The sequence below is a fragment of the Bacteroidota bacterium genome (assembly GCA_019637975.1).
Classification (GTDB): Bacteria; Bacteroidota; Ignavibacteria; order UBA10030; family UBA6906; genus CAADGV01.
Genome location: JAHBUR010000001.1, coordinates 73,876 through 88,602 on the forward strand (window position 1 = coordinate 73,876; position 14,727 = coordinate 88,602).

Consider the following 14,727-nt stretch of genomic DNA (forward strand, 5'->3'; position numbering starts at 1 on the left):
GGACATCAAGCGACTCTGATGCCTTCGGTCATAGCTTCATGGGGAATCATGTTCTCATCCGTGAAATCATCGGGGTGATATGCCAGAGGTGAAATCCGTAAGTCAATATCATAACGGAGCTTCGCAATTCTCAAACTATCCTCAAAGCGAGAATGATTGAATTCTTCCGAAACGACAACAATATCAATGTCGCTATCCTTGTGAAAGTCGCCTCGCGCAAATGAGCCGTAAAGATACGCCATAGCAACCGCAATGCGGTTCTGACGTAGCTTCTCCACATATCGCTTCGCAAGCTCTATTGCTTCACGAGTGCTTGGAGCTTCTCTTGAAATTCTTCCGTTTTTGTAAGGCATGATTCTGCCAGTTCTCTTGTTGCAGCTTGTACAACTGATACTTCTCATCAGGATACCGGGCTTCAATCACGAACCGATTCAGGAGTTCGCAGAATTCCCTCTCATTTTCCTCAAGAAGCAGATTCGCCCGTTCAGCGAGATAAATAAGGTCATGGGAATACGGAGCGAGTTGTTCCGTCACACGGACTACGAGCGCTTTCAGGTGTTTCTCCACCACCAAATGGCAGAAGAAACACGAGTGATGATAGTTTTTTCCAGCGGCGAAAATTACCTTTGCGGTTTCGAAATCGCTGGTCGCTGTTTGCAGCCAGTGATCAACCTGTTTCGACACATTGATTTTCACGATTCAAATGTACCAATCCCCCCCTCCAAAAACAACCGTTGTATTTCACGGCTCTCTACCTTACATTACTCCCGATGGCAAAATCAGACTACACATCTCCCGAACGATTTGCCGCCGAAGCCGAACTCGATCAGGCGTTGCGGCCCCTCACCTTTGAAGAATTCTTCGGTCAAGAGAAAATAACCGATAATCTCAAGGTTTTTATTAATGCCGCGAAACAACGCGGCGAAGCGCTCGACCATGTTCTGCTAACAGGCCCTCCGGGTCTCGGCAAAACAACGCTTGCTCACATCATTGCCAATCGGATGGGAAGCAACCTGAAGATGACTTCGGGACCTGTTCTTGACAAGCCGGGAGATTTGGCGGGACTACTCACCAACTTGCAGGAAGGCGATGTTCTTTTTATTGATGAAATTCATCGGCTCAATGCCGTTGTGGAGGAGTACCTTTACTCGGCAATGGAGGATTTCAGGCTTGACATCATGATTGATTCGGGGCCGAGCGCACGCAGCATCCAACTCACGCTTCCGAAATTCACGCTTATCGGCGCAACGACGCGTGCCGGTTTGCTGACAGCGCCGCTTCGTGCCCGATTCGGCATCGCCAACAGACTTGATTATTACGATACCGGAACGTTGTTCGACATCATCCTCCGATCGGCAAAAATTCTTGACGTCAAGATCGAAAAAGAAGGCGCAGGCGAAATTGCCAGCCGATCCCGCGGAACGCCGCGCATCGCCAACCGCTTGTTGCGCCGTTGCCGGGATTTTGCACAAGCAGAGAAGAAACTCTCTCACGCGCACGGCATCATCTCGAAAGAAGTGGCCGACTATTCTCTCAAAGCCCTCGAGGTGGATGAACACGGCCTTGATGAAATGGATAAACGGATTATTTTGTGTTTGATTGAAAAATATAACGGAGGGCCGGTCGGCGTGAACACCATCGGTGTCGCCGTCGGCGAAGAGCCGGGAACGATTGAAGAAGTATACGAACCGTACTTGATTCAGGAAGGATTTATCAAGCGAACGCCGCGGGGGCGCGAGGCAACCGAGTTGGCGTACAAGCATTTCAAGTTGAGACGGGGGAAGGGAGATAACCAACCGACCTTATTCTCATGAAACCGGCAAGCATAATCCTGATTGTTTCTTGTCTCACCGTTGCCGCAACTGATGCATTGGCACAGAACGAGGCTGATACGTCGTCTCTCCGTGAAGTGTACGATCCCGGACAGAACCGGTTGTTCGCCATGTCAACCGGACGAACAATGCCGGAGGGAAAAGTCTCGATCGGCGATTTCATGCTTTTCCTTTTGCAGGCAGGCTACGCACCGGCTGACTTCATCCATTTCAATCTGTCGTACTTGACAACGTTCACTCGAAGTTCTGCCCGGTATTGGTCCGTTGGCACAAAAGTGCAAATCCTCAAAACCAACGGAGTTGTTAAGGGAATAGCAATCGGCGCCGATTTCGGCTTTTTCGATGAGTTGTTCGGCGTTGCATCACGATATGATGAACGCGTTGTTTCATTCAACATCGCAGCTTCGGTTGGAGGAACCTTCGGCGGGGTTCATCTGAACATGGCCTATCTCGCTTCGCCGGCAAGTGGTTATGGTCGGGCACCATTTCCGACCTACATTCAAATCGGGACAGATATGATTTTGAGTCGATACGAGAGTGGAGGCGGGTTGAAGCTGATGGGCGAAATACTGACCACCCCGGGCAATCGCGGCATATCAGGGAATGTCGCGATAGTTGGAATACGTGTGTGTTCTCCAAAGTCGGTTTTTGATATTGGCTGGCCATTCGCCTTGGGAGAAGGTAGAGCAGTGGCCTCGCAGGTCCCGTTTCTCAGTTTTTGCTTCGTCTTCTAAGGAGATGTTATGCCCTTCGACAAAGATCTGACATCAATTCAGGAAGTCCGTGACGCGCTGGTAAAGGCCAAGGCGGCGCAACTCGAATTCAAAAACTACTCGCAAGAACAAGTTGATAAAATCGTCAAAGCGATGGTCGACGCGGGCGTTGCAGAGTCGGCAAGACTCGGCAGGCTGGCATGTGATGAAACGGGATTCGGCAAGCCTGAAGACAAGCAGAAGAAAAACGAGTTCTCCACAAAGCGCGTGTGGGAATCCATCAAAGATTTGAAAACTGTTGGTGTTGTCGAAGTTGACGAGACAAAGAAAATCTACAAAATCGCCGAACCGATGGGAGTTGTTGCGGCACTTATCCCTTCGACAAATCCGACATCAACGGCAATGTTCAAGGCAATCATATCCGTGAAAGCAAGGAATGCCTGCGTCGCAAGTCCGCATCCGCGTGCTGTGCACTGTACCAACGAGGCCATTAACGTTGTGCGTGATGCTGCGGAACGAGCCGGGGCGCCGAAGCATCTGATTGCCTGTTTGGGAACTCCCGCCATCGAAGGCACAAACGAACTGATGCGGCACAAGCTGACCGCCGTGATTCTCGCAACCGGCAGCAACCAGATGGTGAAGGCGGCGTACAGCTCGGGTAAGCCTGCGTTCGGAGTCGGGTCGGGCAATGTGCCTGCATTCATTGAGCGAACCGCTAACATCAAGAAAGCCGTCGCCGACATTATTTCGGGGAAGCAGTTCGACTATGGCGTCCTTTGTTCAACTGAATCGGCCCTCGTGTGCGACGCTCCGATCAAGAATGCGGTTGTTGAGGAATGCAAGAAGCGCGGCGCATACTTTGTTGCGGGAGATGAAAAAGACAGGCTTGCCCGCCTCATGTTCAGCGATCGTGGTGCAATCAATCCGGATATGGTCGGGAAGTCCCCCGAGTTTATTGCACAAAAGGCGGGCATCAGCGTTCCCGCAAACACAACCGTTCTTATCGCCGAGATGCAGGGAGTCGGGAGGGAATATCCGCTTTCGCGGGAGAAGCTCTCGCCTGTTCTTTCCTTCTATACGGAAGACGGGTGGCGTAACGCGTGTCATCGTTGCATTGAACTGCTTGAATTTGGCGGTATCGGACACACGCTTGTGATTCACTCGAAGGATCATGACATCATTATGAAGTTTGCGCTCGAGAAACCCGCAATGCGTATTCTCGCCAACACGCAGGCTGCGTTGGGAGCGGTCGGCTACACCAACGGACTCGATCCTTCCATGACACTCGGCCCCGGAACATGGGGTGGTTCTATTATTTCGGAAAACGTGACGGCCCGGCATCTCATGAATATCAAGCGATTGGCCTTCGAAACTCATCCCATCAATCCCGATGAGGTGAAGTACGCGGCTCCTGCAAGCCCGCAGCAGTCTCTTCCGCATACTATCCCCGCTTCATGGATGGATGAGATTGACAAGCGCATTATCATGAAGGCCGGCAACACTCCGGTGTGGCAAAAAGAAGAGCCGCCTGCTCCGCACCAGTACCTGAAACCGCCTGAGTATGGCTCCGGCATTTCAGCGGAGGAAATCGACCGTATTGTCAGAACATTCACGAAAGATCGATCATAACAGATTGGTACTGTTTTACACGCACAAGCATCCACCAACACCCGTATTCCGCAAGGAACCATCACATGCCAAAAAACCCAAACGGTCAACCGGAAAACTCACCCGAGCATCTCGATCAGATTCGTGACATTATCTTCGGGCCGCAGAAGCGGGAACTCGACATCAAGCTGGAACACCTTCAGTCTGAGTTACAGGAGCTGAACGCACTCGTTGCACGCCACGTTGACGAGTTGCGGTCCGGCATCACTTCGTTGGACAAGAAGTTAACATCTCTCAAGGAAAGCACATCTCACGATAACACCTCGATGCAACAAGCGATTGCGGCGACGGCGGATCGACTGGACAAAGCCATTGAGGCCACGCGACATAGCGCATCAGAGAAGACGTCTTCGATTGAGCAGATGCTGAAGGCGACGGCTATCGAGTTGTCATCAGACAAGGTCTCACGAAAAGAGTTGGGGAAATTGCTGACCGATCTCGCAGCACATATTCAACAACGAGAAACATAGGCTCTGCCCTCGATGCCCGATCCCCTTCTCACGTCCGCTTCACGCGCCGAACATCGCACCCCTGATGCCCTGGGGCAGTTACGTGATCTGATTACTGCGCCTACCAGCGCCGCTGTCGAAGACTTACGTTCAACTGTGCATCGCTTGCATGACCAACTTCATTCTCCCGTCGAGTTGAAGACTCTGCTTGTTCCGATCATTTCAGATGTTTTGAAGACAAAAACGGAATCAGCCGCTCATGAGATTGCCATAGCACTCGCCCCTATTATTGACAAAACGTTCCACGAACGAACACAGCAGGATAAGCAGGCCGTTGTGTTTGCGCTGGCACCTTCGGTAGCGAAAGCGTTGCGAGAGCAACACAACAGGTTCCCCGAGGAGGTTGCGGAAGATCTCAGCCCGCTTATGGGAGCGGCAATCCGCGAGCAGGTTCGTGCCCAGAGGGATTCCATGGTTGACGCTCTCTACCCGATCATAGGATCGACAATTGCGAAGTACATGTCCGAGGCGTTGAAACAACTGGCGGACAATGTGAACAGGAAAGTCGAGCAAGCCTTCTCCTTTAGAGGCCTCATTCGGAAAGTGAAGTCAAGACTCTCCGGTGTGTCGGAAGCCGAATTGCTTCTGCAGGAGTCTCTCCCTTTTCGCGTGAATGCGGTGTTTCTTATTCACAAAGACTCCGGCTTGTTGATCGCCGAGGAGCATAATCCGCTGGTTCCCCGCGTTGATTCAGAAATGGTCTCGGGTATGCTCACCGCCATCAGAAGCTTTGTGAATGATTGGATTGCCCGTTCTGGCGCTGTCTCAGAACTCGATACCATCGACTACGGAACATCACATATTCTTCTTGAAGTAGCCGGACATTGTTACCTCGCGGCAGTCACCGACGGGCCAGTTCAGCACACTTTCGTTTCGCAAATGCGCCATGCGCTTGAGGAGATCGTATCCGAACAGGACAAAGTGATTGCCCGGTACGCCGGACATCCGGCAGCCGTTCCGGCTTCAGTCCAGCAAACCATCCGGGCTTTGATCGAGCAGGCCCAGCCGAAGAAAAAAAGTCCCCCGCTCACAAGTCTGCTCCTCATGTTCGGTGTGATTCTCTCCATCCTGATTGCAACTCCCTTTCTCTTGTATTGGTACAAAGAACGGAACAACAGAGAAGCGGAAAGAAATATCGCAGCCCGCATCGTTGCGTCGGGAGGGATTGTTGATCGTCAGATCAGCATCACCGCGGACGGCGACAACATAGCTTTGCGGGGAACAGTACCCAACGAACTGCTTCGTACCCGTGTGCTTGAGTCAACAAAAGGCGTAATGCCATCGGCTGCAATCGACGACCAACTAGTTGTCAGTGCAAGCCCTTCGTTCCGAGCAGTTACCGCATCGGAAGCGCAACGCATCGCTGCGGCCTTGAATGCGATTGAGGGAGTAGATATTCTCACATCATTCGAAGACGGCACGCTGACAATCACCGGAACAGCAGCCGACCAATCGCTCGTCCGGCGCATTGTCGAGACGCTTGAACAACTTCCCGGCATCAATCGGATTGTCCAAACATTGACGCCGCCGGCTCCGAGAGAGTTACCAACGCAGGTTTACTTCAACCTCGGCACCGCTTCGTTGCCCGAGGGTGAACGCACTACATTAGAGGGGATCAGAAGCATCATGGAGCAGTATCCTCATCATCATCTCAAAATTATCGGATACGCGGATGGCTCAGGATCGAGAAGGATCAACAGTGTCCTCTCGACGTCTCGTGCTCAGGCCGTCAAGGAAGCCCTGATTTCAATCGGTATTGACGGCACCCGTCTCGTGGCCGTTGGCGGAACCGGATTTGTGGATGCTGTTGATATCAGAAGTTCCAAGAACAGATCTGCCCGGTTCGAGTTGTTCCGGCCACGGGAGACAAGACGTGAATAACACACACTTCAAGAAAGTATGTCTGCTTGGAGATTTCGCAGTCGGCAAAACAAGTCTCGTTCGCCGGTATGTAGACGCCCAATTCAGCGATGAGTATCTTTCGACTGTTGGCGTTAAAATTTCCAGGAAGCAAATTGAAATGGCATCGCGCAAGACAGGCGAGCTTCTGCGCGCCCAGTTGATTCTCTGGGATCTTGAAGGAAGCACCCTTCTTGCGTCAACAAACGAATCGTATTTGAAAGGCGCAGCGGGTGCCATCGTCGTCGGGGATGTCACGCGACAGGATACTCTGACGAATATCAAGACTCATATCGCCGCATTCTTGAGAAGCAATCCCAACGGTTTCCTTGTTGTTTCGTATAACAAATCCGACCTGATGACCGGCACTCAATCATTTGTGTCACCGCTTTCATTTGAAGGACACGATCGGGTGTTGGAATCGATAACGACTTCAGCAAAGAGCGGTGAACACATCGAGCAGTTGTTTGGCGTCTTGTGTCGGAAATTGGTTGACCCCTAACCATGGAGTTCTTGACCCATCCTCTGTTCCACCGAAAATCTGCGGAGTATGTTGTCTTCGACGAATCGTTTCGAATCGCCTCCTTCTCCACCGGGGCGGCGCGGTACGCCGACGACGCCGGCGCTGTTACAATCGGTGAAGATATCCGTCTGGCGTTCCCGGAACTCGCAGGCTTTGAGAACGACATGCTCAGAATGCTGCGCGGAGCCTCGGATCCGATACTCGTCCGCAACATTTCGAGAAACCGTATTGATGACACCCCGTCGGGAATTGATCTTTCAATTGAAACGGCACGGGCGGGAGACATGTTGCACGGTATTGTTCTTCTGGAGGATGTAAGCGAACGACTACGCATCGAGCAGCAACTCGTTCAGCAATCCAACGAAGCAAAGCTCCTGCTTCAAAACATTACCGCGGCAAAAACGTATTTCGAGCGGATTATTGATTCGCTGGCGGATGCATTGTTCGTTACAACGTCAGATGGCACTATACAAACCGTCAACAGAGTTGCCGCCGAACTTTTCGGGTACCACAAGGGGGAATTGATCGGGCGTTCGATCCAGACAATCACCGGTTCACAAGAACTCTTACCCTCCACCGGCAACCTTACGAACACGGAACTCTCCTGCACGACAAAACAGGGCTCTCGAATCCCGGTTGCATTCTCATGTTCCGCTATGCAACATGAAGGCACCGCTGAAGAATTGGTTTTCCTCGGCAGAGACCTGCGTGAACGAAAAAACGCCGAGGCGGAAATCCGCAAGCTCCGATCCACGAATCTCTATTTGAACGAAGAGATTCAGGCTGAACACAACTTCGAAGAAATCATCGGTACTGCGCCGGTTATGAAGAAGTTGTTCAGGCAGATTGAGAAGGTTGCCGCCACGGATTCGACCGTTTTGCTTGAAGGTGAAACAGGAACTGGTAAGGAACTTTTTGCGCGAGCGATTCATAATTTGAGCAGCAGAAAAAAGACCCTCCTCGTCAAAGTGAACTGTGCCGCCTTGCCCGCCGGATTGGTCGAAAGCGAATTGTTTGGGCATGAAAAGGGAGCATTCACAGGCGCCTTTGCCCGAAAAATTGGTCGGTTCGAATTTGCAAACGAGGGAACACTCTTCCTCGACGAAATCGGCGAGCTTCCTCTTGAGACACAAGTCAAGCTTCTCAGGGTTCTGCAGGAAAGAGAGTTTGAGCGGGTAGGAGGAACCGAACCGATACGGACAAACGTTCGTGTTGTCGCTGCATCAAACCGCAACCTCGAAGAGCAGGTACAACTGGGCGCCTTTCGCAGCGACCTCTATTTCCGACTCAAGGTTTTTCCGGTACGTATTCCCCCGCTGCGTGAGCGCAGGGATGACATTCCATTTCTCGCAGACTATTTCATACGGAAGTTCTCGCTCCGTATGCACAAACGGGTAGAGGGCCTTCATCCGGATACGCTCGATAGGATGATCCAATACGATTGGCCCGGCAATGTCAGGGAACTGGCAGCCACGCTCGAACGGGCAATCATTTTGTGTGAGGGTGGACAGTTGCGAGACATCGACTTGACTGAAATCGGATCGAAACCTATCAGCCGAAAGACTTCTGCGCTTAAAGATGTCGAGCGTGAACACATCTTGCAGGTTCTCCGCGAAGCCGATGGCGTAATCGAAGGGAAGAACGGTGCAGCTATTCGCCTGAAAATGAATGCCTCCACGTTGCGGAGCAGAATGAAAAAACTTGGAATCCATCGAAAAGGGGCCATGTTCATCTGAGCCACGTAATATCACGGCACCGTGGTATTGCACGGATTAGTTCGGGTGCGGTTTAGACCCTTACCCCGGCGGTTTTGCATTTGAGCTCATTTTTGCTAAATTGTGCCTGAACTCACGGCAGTGAGGACTTGGCATGGATGTGGGAAGAAAGAAGCAGAACCTATGTTTAGAGCCAAGAACATCTACTCCAGTCCCACGACGAGGATCATCAAGATCGAGGGCATGGTCAGAGAAGCTGATATCGAGCCGTGGTCGGATCTGATGACAGAGCTAAGCAAGTCGTCACCCACCGAACTGGTTCTTGATTTTTCTTCCGTAGGCTTTCTTGATCCCAGAGCTGTGAGTGTTCTTCGACAGCATATCACCGAAAGAGTGTATCTGTTGAATTGTAATACTCTTGTTCGCAACATGCTTCAAACAACTGGTCTCAGAAGAAACGTGTTAGACTGAATCACCATTCATTCTTTGTTGTTCTCAACACGCATAACATCCACAACCATCATATACACTCACAAATAAAGGAACGAACGATGAAGCATTTCACCGCTTTGTGCATCATGGCGCTTCTGTTTGCGCTTGCAGTCCCAACCAACGCGCAGTTCAAGGACGTCGGCTTGGGCGGGGGGATTGGATTCGGCGGCATCTTCGGACAAACCGATGATATCGTGGACAAAGAAAGCCGCTTTCTTGCGCGCGCTTTCCTGCGGTACGGATTGGCTGATGCCGTACAGGCAGAACTCGGTGTAGGACTTGGCCGGATGGCCGGTTCAAACCGTGTCGGGAAATTCGAAGGCAACCAGGATGGTTCCAATGCAGTTGCCCAAGTAGTACCGATAGATTTCCGTCTCCTCCTCAGTCCATTTTCGTTTACAAACTGGAACCCTTTCATCTACGCAGGTGCGGGCATCATCCACTATGATATGGAAGAGATTCCCGGGAACGCTGATCCCTCTGTGAAGGCAAAGGGGTGGCTCGGATATGCGCCTGCCGGAATAGGGATACAAATCCGGCTGGACGACAACACCGCATTTGAAATGAGCGGCGGATTCAACTATTCATTCAATGACAACCTCAATACAATTACCTCGGCATCGCAAGCCAACGCAACGGGAAAAGATGCATACTGGAACTTCCTCATCGGGCTGACAGTCGCCGGTGAAAGCGGCAGTGCGGATCCTGACGGCGACGGACTTACCAATCGTGAGGAAAAACAACTCGGCACAGACAAGAAGAACCCTGATACCGACGGCGATGGCCTAAGCGACGGAGATGAAGTACACAAGTACAGGACCAATCCGTTGCTCGCCGATACCGACGGCGACGGCTTGAGCGATGGCGATGAGGTACTGAAGTACAAAACCGATCCGCTGAAAGCCGACACCGACGGCGACGGTTTAAGTGATGGCGATGAAGCGTACAAATACAAAACCGATCCGCTGAAGGCCGACACCGACGGCGATGGCCTGAGCGATGGTGATGAAGTGTTGAAGCACAAGACTGACCCGCTGAAAGCCGACACTGATGGCGATGGCCTGAGCGACGGTGACGAAGTGCTGAAGTACAAAACTGACCCGCTGAAAGCCGACACTGACGGCGGCTCGGTCAACGACGGACAGGAAATTGCCAACAAGACCAATCCTCTCGATCCGACGGACGATGTCCCGAAGAAAAAGGAAATCAAAGTTGAGGTGGGCAAGGCAATCGTTCTTGAAGGAATCGTCTTCAAGACAGGGAAATGGGATATTGAACCCGCCTCCGAGGAGATTCTTGAGCAGGCATTCAACACACTCGATCAGAACAAGGACGTTCAGGTTGAGATCCGCGGGTACACCGATAATGTTGGAAACCCGAACAGCAACATGAGGCTTTCACAACGTCGCGCAGATGCAGTGAAGGCATGGCTTGTGAAGAAGGGTATTCCGGCAGACCGCGTCGCTTCAAAGGGATACGGCGACACAAATCCGATCGGTGACAACAAGACAGCCGACGGCCGGCAGAAGAACCGCCGTATTGAGTTCTTCCGGGTGAAGTAAAAACTCTCCTGACTGTGCCTCCATCCCACGATGGAGGCACAGCGGTTTTAGTGGACGATATACGTCAGTTCAACTCATAACTTCTCAAATCTTACAAGGAATTCGCTCATGTCAATGTTGTCGGAATTCAAGTCCTTTGCAATGCGAGGCAACCTTGTTGATATCGCGGTCGCTTTTGTCATGGGCGGAGCGTTCGGCAAAGTTGTGTCTTCGTTTACGGAAGGTATCGTGGCCCCGATTATCGGGCTGATCACAGCCGGTGTTGATTTCAGCAAATGGAAGATCGCCATCCGCGCTGCCGAGCTGGATGCTTCGGGTGCAGTCGTGAAACCGGAAGTTGCGCTGAGTATCGGCAGTTTCCTGACCTTCACGCTGGACTTCATCGTTGTTGCATTTGTTATGTTCCTTGTCGTGAAAGGTGTGAACTCTCTTAAGAAGAAAGAAGCAGCAGCTCCGCCGCCCGGACCGACCAAGGAAGAAGTTCTCCTTACTGAAATTCGGGATGCGCTTCGTGCCAAGTAGACCATACAATCCCCTTACATCAATCGAAAGAAGGCCCCGTGTTACAATCAAAATACCAATCTGTTCTCGATCTTGCATCCAAGCTTGGTGTCCAAATGGACTCAGTGGCTGAAGATGCCGGAAAATTGAGAATCAAAGGTACCGCCCCGTTTCAGTTAGATAAGAATTTGATCTGGGATAAGATCAAGACCATCCCGGGATGGGATGCTGAAATGTCCGCAGATATACGCGTGGAGAAAACGGACTTGTACGGCGTTTACACTGTGCAGTCAGGCGACACGTTGTCGAAGATTGCAAAGCAGCATCTCGGGAGCCCGAACAAATACATGGATATCTTCAACATCAACAAAGATGTTCTGACGAATCCTGATCTGATCAAGGTGGGTCAACAACTCAAAATACCGAATCCATAGCAGCAGATATTGAGAATTTTGTTCCTAAAGGCCCGGAGCGTGGAATGCTCCGGGCTTTTAGCACGACATAACCGGATACATTTTCCAGAAGGAACTATCGATGAAAGTATTTGCCTTATTCTCTCTGATCATTGTTACGAACACACTGTTTGCTCAAACCGACACCGTTCAGGCTCCCAAGTACGGCTGGACGCATGGGATGGTAGCGGGCATCACGCTCGCCCAAATCGGTTTCACTGATTGGTCGGCCGGCGGCGACAATGCCCTTTCCTGGACATTCTCAATCGAGGGAAAGTCGGTAGGTGACGAGGAGAAAACCAACTGGGCGAACGCGTACAAATTTGCGTTTGGCCAGGCACGCATTTCCGACAAAGGACTGCGAAAAACTGACGACAAAATTGATCTGGAATCCATTCTCACCTATAAACTGAATCAATATGTAAATCCGTATGCCGGGGTAACATTCAAATCGCAATTCGCACCGGGATACAAATACGACACGCCGGTCGCGGGAGAAAGGTCAGAGGTCTCCAGTTTCTTTGACCCTGCATATCTGACCCAAAGTGTCGGTGCAGGCTGGCAGCCCATTACTGAAGTGAAAACGCGTCTCGGTATGGCATTGCGCGAAACCTTTTCCACAAAGCACGGCTATGCAGACAATCCTGAAACGCAGCAGATCGAAACATCCAAAGTCGAGGGCGGCATTGAGTCGGTAACAGACGTTGAATGGAAGCTTGCCGAGAACATCCTTCTTACTTCCAAGCTTGAACTCTTTGCTCCTCTCAAGAAGATCGACCGCGTCGATATCCGCAGCGACACCCGACTGACAATGACGGTCAACAAGTTCATCACCGCCGTTTTCTCGCTACAATTGCTCAACGTCGAACCATTTCCGAGAACACAAATCAAGGAAGTTATTGCGCTCGGCTTCACGTACAATGTTTTCTAGACTCGTTTGGATGAAGAGGGAACCCGCTTCACATCCGTTTCCTCTTCACCTTCTGATTGTAGCATGACGTCTTCCCATCAATGCTATGCAACAGAGCCGCCTTGTGAAACCGCAATTGAGAAGAATCCGCCGCCGGTTCTATCTGCAACCGACACTGCAGGTCGCCCGTCAGCTTATCGGCAAGTTCCTTGTCAAAAAGTTAAACGATGAAATTCTTATCGGAAGAATTGTTGAAACGGAAGCTTACCTGGGAGAGAAGGATCCTGCAAGTCATGCATACAATGGTATGACCCGCCGCAACGAAGTGATGTTCGGGAAGGGGGGGCATCTGTATGTGTATTTCACGTACGGAATGCATTTTTGCTGCAACGTCGTAACCGAAGAAGCCGGCATCGGCCATGCAGTGTTGCTTCGGGCGGTAGAGCCGGTACAGGGCTTTGGAACGATGGCCCGCCGCCGCCACATCAGGCCGGAATCGGAAACTGCAAAACGAGATGTATGCAACGGACCGGCAAAACTGTGTGAAGCATTCGGGATCGGACAGGAAGAAAATGGAGTTGACTTATGTGCCGGCAGTGTGTGGCTTGCGGAAGAGCGGTCACAAAAAAGGCCCGTTGCAGTAGTTCGCACAACTCGCATCGGTATCACTCAAGGAACACAGCACAAATGGCGGTTCCACATGAAGGACAATCCGTACGTTTCAAAAGGGAGGCCAATGTAAGCCCCCTCCCATTATCTATGCATCGTACACATAAATGGTGTTGAGAATCGGATCATGCTGGTGGTGAGCAAATATCCTCTCAAGAATGGAAAGGGATATCTTTGACTTGTCCGAGAGGAGTTTGGTGCCGCTTCCCGTCGTCAAATCGTGTGCTATCACCATCCCTTCCTTCAAGTCATAGATCGACACCTGCCTCTTTCCTTCGCGCCACGCGGGGTTTTCCACAATCTGCAAATACTCGGTGATCAACTGTACAATATGCGGATCAAGCACAGTACCCTTGCACCGCTGAATAGCAGAGACTGCACGCTCAACGTTCCCGGGATGCAATGCACATTCCAACTCAACGACATTGATTGCACGCAGAATGCGCGCTTCAACCGGAATCTGATCTTTCTGCAACTTGTCGGGATATCCTGTTCCGTCAACGTTCTCCATCTGATGGCGAAGAAAAGCGCCAACAGATCGCAGACGCGGTATGCCGCTGAGAATCATCTGCCCCATCATCGGGAAATGCGCAATTGCTCCGCGCTCGACGTCGGTTAACTCGGATACCGGTTTCTTCAACAAATCATCGGATAGATTGACCTTGCCGATCTCATGGAGTTTTGCAGCAATTTCAAGCATCTTCAACTCTTCTTCATTCACTCCGAGTCGCTCGCCAATCCAGCGGGCCATGGCCGCCGCCCGATCACCGCGTATGGATGCGCTCGGCACACGTTGACCAATCAGGTGTGTCAGCAGTGATATCACTCCCATGAAACTTTCTTCTGCTTCTTTGTAAAGCGCGGAGAGCTGCGCTTTGTCTGTTTCGAGTTCATCGGTCAGCGCCCTCAAACGGAGAGCGGCCCTGATGCGTGAAAGCAACTCTTCTGTATTAAACGGCTTGGCAATGTAGTCATCGGCACCGAGATCGAGACCACGTACTCGTTGGTCAATTGTCGACGCCGATGTGAGAAGAATAAACATGACGGTACGCAACCGGGGATGCTCTTTGACCTTCCGGCAGAACGTGAATCCATCCTGCTCGGGCATGAAAAAATCGCTCAAGATCACGTCGGGAGAATGTTTCTCGGCGATCTGCATTGCGGTAATAGGGCTTGTTGAGGTCAAAACCACATACTCGCCGATTGATTGGATTGCATGCCCGATAACCTGCAACTGCACCTCGTCGTCGTCAACGATCAGGATTTTTGGCGGCTTGTTCAT

The 14,727-nt window shown here is 51.4% G+C and carries 16 protein-coding genes; 13 read left to right on the plus strand and 3 right to left on the minus strand.

The genetic code is table 11. The features are described from left to right. Positions 1–5: 5 nt before the first annotated feature. Positions 6–353, minus strand: a complete 348-nt coding sequence (locus KF749_00255; GenBank protein MBX2989575.1) for a nucleotidyltransferase domain-containing protein — start codon at positions 351–353, stop codon at positions 6–8. Further along, entirely contained in the window at positions 304–696 is a 393-nt protein-coding gene (locus tag KF749_00260; protein ID MBX2989576.1) for a HEPN domain-containing protein, read from the minus strand. The genes KF749_00255 and KF749_00260 overlap by 50 nt, the downstream gene beginning before the upstream one ends. Before the next feature lie 74 nt (positions 697–770). On the opposite strand from KF749_00260, the gene ruvB reads away from it, so the two are divergent. The 13 genes from ruvB to KF749_00325 all read left to right on the plus strand — a co-directional run bounded on the left by ruvB (position 771) and on the right by KF749_00325 (position 13,518). Next, on the plus strand, positions 771–1,814 hold the full coding sequence (gene ruvB, locus KF749_00265; GenBank protein MBX2989577.1) for a Holliday junction branch migration DNA helicase RuvB: 1,044 nt from the start codon (positions 771–773) through the stop codon (positions 1,812–1,814). Further along, the gene (locus KF749_00270) at positions 1,811–2,566 is read left to right on the plus strand and encodes a hypothetical protein (GenBank protein MBX2989578.1); all 756 of its coding nucleotides are present in this window, start codon (positions 1,811–1,813) and stop codon (positions 2,564–2,566) included. Before ruvB ends, KF749_00270 begins: the two co-directional genes overlap by 4 nt. A 9-nt stretch (positions 2,567–2,575) precedes the next feature. Further along, positions 2,576–4,174: an aldehyde dehydrogenase family protein gene (locus KF749_00275; GenBank protein ID MBX2989579.1), complete on the plus strand. Its 1,599-nt coding sequence runs from the start codon at positions 2,576–2,578 to the stop codon at positions 4,172–4,174. A 65-nt stretch (positions 4,175–4,239) separates the two neighbouring features. Further along, on the plus strand, positions 4,240–4,683 hold the full coding sequence (locus KF749_00280) for a hypothetical protein (protein MBX2989580.1): 444 nt from the start codon (positions 4,240–4,242) through the stop codon (positions 4,681–4,683). Positions 4,684–4,695: 12 nt separating this feature from the next. Then, entirely contained in the window at positions 4,696–6,603 is a 1,908-nt protein-coding gene (locus KF749_00285) for an OmpA family protein (protein ID MBX2989581.1), read from the plus strand. Continuing rightward, positions 6,524–7,123 (plus strand): GTP-binding protein, encoded by a 600-nt coding sequence (locus KF749_00290; GenBank protein ID MBX2989582.1) that lies wholly within the window; start codon positions 6,524–6,526, stop codon positions 7,121–7,123. Before KF749_00285 ends, KF749_00290 begins: the two co-directional genes overlap by 80 nt. A gap of 11 nt (positions 7,124–7,134) precedes the next feature. Next, the gene (locus KF749_00295; GenBank protein ID MBX2989583.1) at positions 7,135–8,880 is read left to right on the plus strand and encodes a sigma 54-interacting transcriptional regulator; all 1,746 of its coding nucleotides are present in this window, start codon (positions 7,135–7,137) and stop codon (positions 8,878–8,880) included. 162 nt (positions 8,881–9,042) lie between these two features. Continuing rightward, complete coding sequence (locus tag KF749_00300; protein MBX2989584.1) at positions 9,043–9,330, plus strand: STAS domain-containing protein; 288 nt, start codon at positions 9,043–9,045, stop codon at positions 9,328–9,330. An 80-nt stretch (positions 9,331–9,410) separates the two neighbouring features. Next, a complete protein-coding gene (locus tag KF749_00305; protein MBX2989585.1) occupies positions 9,411–10,913 on the plus strand; it encodes an OmpA family protein in 1,503 nt (500 codons plus the stop codon). Positions 10,914–11,021: 108 nt separating this feature from the next. Then, positions 11,022–11,435, plus strand: a complete 414-nt coding sequence (mscL, locus tag KF749_00310) for a large-conductance mechanosensitive channel protein MscL (GenBank protein MBX2989586.1) — start codon at positions 11,022–11,024, stop codon at positions 11,433–11,435. A 95-nt stretch (positions 11,436–11,530) separates the two neighbouring features. Continuing rightward, positions 11,531–11,848, plus strand: a complete 318-nt coding sequence (locus KF749_00315) for a LysM peptidoglycan-binding domain-containing protein (protein ID MBX2989587.1) — start codon at positions 11,531–11,533, stop codon at positions 11,846–11,848. A 100-nt stretch (positions 11,849–11,948) separates the two neighbouring features. Further along, complete coding sequence (locus KF749_00320; protein MBX2989588.1) at positions 11,949–12,797, plus strand: DUF3078 domain-containing protein; 849 nt, start codon at positions 11,949–11,951, stop codon at positions 12,795–12,797. 85 nt (positions 12,798–12,882) lie between these two features. Then, the gene (locus KF749_00325; protein ID MBX2989589.1) at positions 12,883–13,518 is read left to right on the plus strand and encodes a DNA-3-methyladenine glycosylase; all 636 of its coding nucleotides are present in this window, start codon (positions 12,883–12,885) and stop codon (positions 13,516–13,518) included. Positions 13,519–13,533: 15 nt separating this feature from the next. Here the strand turns inward: KF749_00325 and KF749_00330 are convergent, their stop codons facing one another. Continuing rightward, positions 13,534–14,727, minus strand: a complete 1,194-nt coding sequence (locus KF749_00330; GenBank protein MBX2989590.1) for a response regulator — start codon at positions 14,725–14,727, stop codon at positions 13,534–13,536.